Origin of the sequence: Desulfovibrio sp., from assembly GCF_035644575.1 — a bacterium.
Classification (GTDB): Bacteria; Desulfobacterota; Desulfovibrionia; order Desulfovibrionales; family Desulfovibrionaceae; genus Desulfovibrio.
Window position 1 is genome coordinate 1 of the sequence record NZ_DASQOG010000262.1, and the last position, 4,796, is coordinate 4,796.

At 60.1% G+C, this 4,796-nt stretch carries 3 protein-coding genes; 1 reads left to right on the forward strand and 2 read right to left on the reverse strand.

Translation table 11 applies throughout. The features are described 5' to 3' along the window. Positions 1-264: 264 nt before the first annotated feature. Positions 265-1,314: a DUF1848 domain-containing protein gene (locus tag VEZ52_RS14560; RefSeq protein WP_324837456.1), complete on the forward strand. Its 1,050-nt coding sequence runs from the start codon at positions 265-267 to the stop codon at positions 1,312-1,314. Position 1,315: 1 nt separating this feature from the next. On the opposite strand, the gene VEZ52_RS14565 is transcribed toward VEZ52_RS14560, so the two are convergent. Both VEZ52_RS14565 and dnaE read right to left on the reverse strand, forming a co-directional pair. Further along, a complete protein-coding gene (locus VEZ52_RS14565; RefSeq protein WP_324837457.1) occupies positions 1,316-2,491 on the reverse strand; it encodes a metallophosphoesterase in 1,176 nt (391 codons plus the stop codon). Positions 2,492-2,497: 6 nt separating this feature from the next. Beyond that, on the reverse strand, positions 2,498-4,796 hold a 2,299-nt coding region (dnaE, locus tag VEZ52_RS14570), incomplete at its 5' end, for a DNA polymerase III subunit alpha (RefSeq protein WP_324837458.1).

Sequence of the window (4,796 nt, forward strand, 5' to 3'; positions counted from 1 at the left end):
ATGATGCGGGCGTTCTGGTTCCATTCAAAGCCTGGATGTGGATCATCCAGATCAGGGTCGCCAGTGGAGGGCGGCGTGAAGAGGCTTTGCATCCAGGAAAAGAAAGACATGAATTTCCAGTTTGTTACAGGTTATTGATTGAGCTCGCCCTTAAGCATAACAATTGCGCCGGATAAGTCAAAATGCACGTCAGAGCGATGGTTTCAGGCAGGCCGCAAGCCCCGTGCAGTTGACGAAGCCGCGCAGCCCTGAAACACTTTGGGCATGAGATGGCGTACTGTACAGATAACCACCGCATCGGGGCAGGCAAGCAACGCCGTTGCTCCGGAGATCATTGCGGTCAGCCGGGCAACGGATATCCCGGCTTTTTACGCGCCCTGGTTTATCAACAGGCTGCGCGCCGGATACGCCCGCTGGATCAACCCCTTCAACGGGCGGCCCCAGTTTGTGTCCTTTGCCAACACGCGGGTTGTTGTATTCTGGAGTAAAAATCCGCAGCCCTTGCTGCCCTTGCTGCCGGAGGTGGAGGCGCGTGGTCTTGCCTGGTATCTGGAATTTACGCTCAACGATTATGAGGCTGAATGCTGGGAACCCAATCTGCCGCCGCTTGCCCAACGCATTGATACCTTCCGCCGTTTTGCGGACGCGGCAGGGCCGGAAAGGGTGGTGTGGCGCTTTGACCCCCTGATGCTGGCAGGGCATCTGGCGCAAAATCCTGACGGTTGCCATGTGTTGCTGGACAAAATGGTCCGCATCGGCAGGGCACTGAAAGGCTCGACATGCAAGCTGGTGTTCAGCTTTGCCGACATCGCCGACTACCGCAAGGTGCGGGAAAATCTGCGCCGGGCAGGTCTTGCCTGGCGTGATTTTACGCAGGCGGAAATGCAGACCGTGGCAGCTGGGGTAGCCGCTCTTGCTGCCGAAATGGGCGCGGAACCCTGCACCTGCGGCGAAAAGGGCGACCTCTCGGCATGGGGCATCAGCCATAACCGCTGCACAGACCCGGAACTCATCCTCAAGCTCACCAACAGGCACCCGGACATGCTGCGCCTTTTTGGCATTGCGCCGCAGCGGCAACTGGGCCTGCCCCTGGAAATGCCCTCAGGCGCTAACCTTGCCAGCACACCGCATGAGTATCCGCGCGACACAGGTCAGCGTGCCGTGTGCCTGTGCGTACCCTGCAAGGATGTGGGCCAGTACGACACCTGCCCCCACGGCTGCGTGTACTGCTACGCCAATACCTCGCCCGCCGTTGCGACCCGGAATTTCCGGCGGCACGACCCAGAGGGGGAGAGCATCAGCCCGCAGGAATAATCTAAGGAGTGCTAGTGATTGCGGCATTGTCCGCAGAAGCAAAATGCACCGTAACCAGCAAGACCTCAGCGCGGCCTGTGGTACGCAGGGGCGGCCCCCATGTGCCAGTGCCTGCGCTGACGATAGAGTGGAAGTTGCCCTTTGTCAGCAGGCCCAGCGGGTTTTCGTATCTCAGTTCCGTCACAAAGTTAAAAGGCCAAAGCTGCCCGTTGTGCGTGTGACCTGACAGCATGAGCGCAGCGCCCGCCTGACGGGCTTCGTCAAGGGCGGCGGGCTGGTGATCCATGACCACAAGGGGCAGGCTGCGGTATTTTTCTGGCAGGTCGGCCAAAATCTCCTCCATGCTGCCCCGTTGGATGCCGGTAAAACCGGGCTTGCTCAAATCATCCCTGCCAGCAAGCACAAAACTGTCGTCCACCACGGCCCACTGGTCGCGCAGCACCTGCATACCCACAGCGCGCAGAAAATCCAGACTGTTGTCGATGGAACCAGAGATATATTCGTGGTTGCCCGGCACGGCCCAATGCCCAAGGCGCGGTTGGGCCACAGCAAGGGCGGCTGCGGTGGCTTCCGCATCCAGCTTTATATGGTCGTCAATGATGTCGCCAACATAGAGGATAGCGTCCGGTTGCTCAGGGGCCAGCAGCTCCACGGCTCGGCTCAGCCTCCCTGCTGTGATGAGGCGGCCCAGATGCATGTCGGTAATAACGCCCAGTTTCAGGGGCTTGTCCACGTAGGCGCTGGGTACAGGGCCTTGCGTGCGGACAGTGATTTCGTAGTGCCGCAGCGCGGGAAAGGCCGCGTTGAACCAGCTGCCCACACCCAGCAGCAGGGGCAGGCCCATGACCAGCAGCACAGCGCCCCAGCGTGGAGTGGCGGGCGGCAGTGCGCCGAACAAACGTGCGCCAAGGCCCCAGATGTCGGCAAGCAGCACAAGCGCAAAGGCGTAGAAAGCCACGCCCATCCAGAATGCACCGGCCCGCAGCACCCACACATGGGCAAGGCTGTCGCCATGCCCTTTGTAGAGCAGGGGAAATGCCGCGCCGAGGACGAGCACAAGGATGCAGAGCGCGATGCGCAGCCAGCCAGTGCCGGAAAGCGCGCGCCACAGCCACCAGGATATCCAGCCGTTGATAACGGCCAAGCCTATGCCTGTTACCAGAAAAAATCGGAACATATGGTTTTATGAAGCCCAGGCGGCAAGAGCTTTATCCAGATCCGGCCCGGGGCGTACTTTCAGAGTGTTGTCGAGGTGCAGAATACACACGTGCCCATCAAGAAAAACCTGGGCATGCGCTTCTACCGGGCCGGGGAATTTCTCCAGAAGGTTGCGCAGAGCCAGCATGTCTTCGCGCCCAAGGCGGTGCTGCGGTATCTGCACGCATATGGGGGTGTCGCTTTGTCCGCAGGCTTCGGCCAGCGAACGGGCGGTCTGTCCCAGCAGCTTGATTTCCCGCGGGCCTTCGTCTGCTTCTTCATCCACATCGCCGTTGTCGCCGTTGTCGGCCTGGCTGTCGAGCCGCGCCACAAGGCAGATGGGCTGTTCCGAGCGCAAAAGATCGCGGCATTCGGCGTAAGGGCGGGGAAAAAACGTCACTTCGGCGTGCCCGGTGAGGTCTTCAATCCCCACAAAGGCCATGCGTTCGCCCTTGGATTTTGTCAGCACTTCCTTGACGCTGACCACCAGCGCCGCGCAGCGGATTTCCGCACCGGGGAACAGTTCGCGCGCGTCTTCCAGCGTGGTGAGTCCCAGGCGGCGGATCTCGCGCGAGAAGGGTTGCAGCGGATGGCTGGTCAAAAAGAAGCCCAGGGCTTCCTTTTCTGCCCGCAGTTTGTCGTCGTCGGCCATTTCGGGCAGCGAGGCTTCGGGGCAGTCAAGGCCGATACCGGGTTGAGGCGCGCTTTCCACAACCGGAGCCATGGAGAGCAGCGAAACCTGATTGGATGTTTTGTCCTTGGCCTTTTTTTGCGCGCGGGCAACCACAATTTCAATGGCCGCCAGCATGGCGGCGCGGGGTACGCCAAAGCAGTCGCATGCGCCGCCCTTGACGAGCGATTCAAGCACGCGCTTGGTGACCTTGCGCAGGTTTACCCGGCAGCACATGTCGAACAGCGAGGCAAATTCGCCGCCTTCGGCCCTGGCTTCCACAATTTCGCGTATGGCTTCATCGCCCACGTTCTTGATGCCGCCAAGGCCAAAGACCACCTTTCCGCCGTGGGCCGTAAATTCGCGCTGGCTCTGGTTTACCGAGGCCTGCACCACATTGATGTCCATGTCCTTGCAGCACGAGACATACTTGAGCAGCTTGTCCTGATTGCCCATTTCAGAGGTGAGCAGGGCAGCCATGAACTCGACCTTGTAATGAACCTTGAGAAAAGCCGTGTAATACGAAATGAGGGCATAGGCGGCAGAGTGCGACTTGTTGAAGCCGTATTCGGCGAACTTTTCCATCAAGTCGAAAATTTCGTTGGCCTTGTCCTTGTCGATGTTGTTCTTTTCCGCGCCGGTAACAAAGTTGACGCGTTCCTTGGCCATGGCTTCGGCTTTCTTTTTGCCCATGGCGCGGCGCAGCAGGTCGGCCCCGCCAAGCGTATAGCTGGCGATGATCTGGGCGATCTGCATGACCTGTTCCTGATAGACGATAACGCCGTAGGTATCGCGCAGGCATTCTGTAAGCGACTGGTGCGGATAGACCACGGGCACCTGCCCGTGCTTGCGCTTGATGAATTCGTCCACCATGCCCGAACCGAGCGGGCCGGGGCGGTACAGGGCCAGCATGGCGATGACGTCTTCAAAGCACGAGGGCTTGAGCATGCGCAGATACTGCCGCATGCCCGAACTTTCCACCTGAAAAACGCCGTCCGTGTCCCCACGGGCGTAAAGCTCGTAGGTTTCCGTATCCGTAAGCGGCAGGTTGTCAAGATCCGGCGGTTCGTGGCCCTGAAGGGTGATGTTGTCCAGGGTGTCCTGAATCAGGGTCATGGTTTTCAGGCCAAGAAAGTCGAACTTCACAAGCCCGGCTTTTTCCGTCATGGGGCCGTCAAACTGGGTCACAAGTTCGCCGCGCTTGCCCTGATAGAGGGGGAGGTATTCCTCCATGGGCTTGTCTGAAACCACAAGGCCGGCGGCGTGGGTTGAGGCGTGGCGGGCCAGGCCTTCAAGGCGGCGGGCCGTGTCCAGCAGGTGCTTGACCTTGGGGTCGGAGTGGTAAATGTTTTCCAGCTCCGGCTCCGCCTCCAGCGCCTTCTTGATGGTCATCTTGAGGTCGGCGGGTACCAGCTTGGCGATGCGGTCAGTCTCCGCAAAGCTCATGCCCAGGGCGCGGCCCACATCGCGCACGACGCCCTTGGCCTTCATGGTGCCGAAGGTGGTGATCTGCGCCACCGAGCCTTCGCCGTAGGTTTCCACCATGTGCTTGATGACCTCGACGCGGCGGCGTTCGCAAAAGTCCACGTCGATATCGGGCAGGGAGACGCGTTCG

Bases quoted from the DNA above. Each gene is read 5' to 3' on its own strand.
- VEZ52_RS14565 (WP_324837457.1), bottom strand. From the start codon at position 2,491: ATGTTCCGATTTTTTCTGGTAACAGGCATAGGCTTGGCCGTTATCAAC.
- VEZ52_RS14560 (WP_324837456.1), top strand. From the start codon at position 265: ATGAGATGGCGTACTGTACAGATAACCACCGCATCGGGGCAGGCAAGC.